This window comes from Rhizobium sp. BR 317, from assembly GCF_047445835.1.
Taxonomy (GTDB): domain Bacteria; phylum Pseudomonadota; class Alphaproteobacteria; order Rhizobiales; family Rhizobiaceae; genus Rhizobium; species Rhizobium paranaense.
Window position 1 is genome coordinate 1 of the sequence record NZ_JARWLB010000157.1, and the last position, 1,002, is coordinate 1,002.

Annotated in this window: 1 pseudogene; it reads right to left on the reverse strand. The window is 61.3% G+C overall.

The window, feature by feature from the left end:
* Positions 1–1,002, reverse strand: a pseudogene (locus tag QD357_RS32500) (transketolase); the annotation flags it as partial.

Here is a 1,002-nt window from a genome sequence, read left to right on the forward strand (position 1 = left end):
CTCTAACGCCATAGCTKACATACCGCCCGCTTGCAGCGGCGGTGAAATCGCTGTCGACGGCCGGAACCCGGGTCAAGTTTGAGTGGGTGAGGTCAGCGGACCCGCCGATCATTTCCGGAAGCAGCTCCGTCAGCGCTTCCAGTGCGATCTGGCTTGCCTTACGCGTTGCCACTGATTGCGGCTTGTCGAGCAGCTTTGCCTTGGCGGCGTTKACCGCTTCCTCATATCGCGCTGGCAATGAGCCGGCGGTGCGGCGTTCAAACTCACTTCTGACATCTGCGCCCGCTGCTTCGAGCCGCGCTTGCCAGTCCTTGCGCGCCTTGGCGCCCTTCGCGCCGACTTCGCGCCAAGTTTTGAGGATTGGAGCAGGAATCTCGAAAGTGTCCGCCGTCCAGCCATAGACTGCCTTCGTCGCGGCGGCTTCGCTGGCGCCGAGCGGTGCACCATGTACGGAGCTTGTTCCTGCCCTTGACGGAGAGCCGTATCCGATGATGGTTTTCAGGGCTATKAGGGATGGTCTGGATCCTTCCGTCTTCGCCTGCGAGATCGCCGCGTCGATCGCATCCGGATCATGACCGTCAACGCGCTGCGTGTGCCATCCGTAGGCGTCGAACCTCGCGAGCACATCTTCCGAAAACGCGATTGCGGTCGAGCCGTCGATGGTGATGGAGTTGTCGTCGTAAAGGACGATCAACTTKCCGAGCTGCAGGTGGCCGGCCAGCGAAGCAGCTTCCTGACCAACACCTTCCATGAGACACCCATCTCCACAGAAAACGTAGGTCCGGTGATCGACAAGCGCTGCGCCAAATTYGGTTGATAGGCGCCGCTCCGCGATAGCCATTCCGACAGCCGACGCGATCCCCTGTCCGAGCGGCCCGGTGGTCGTCTCGACGCCAGCGGTGTGCCCGTATTCGGGATGACCTGGCGTTTTGGAGCCCCATTGGCGGAAGTTGCKAACCTGCTMAATCGTCATGTCTTCGTACCCGGTGAGGTGCAGAAGGC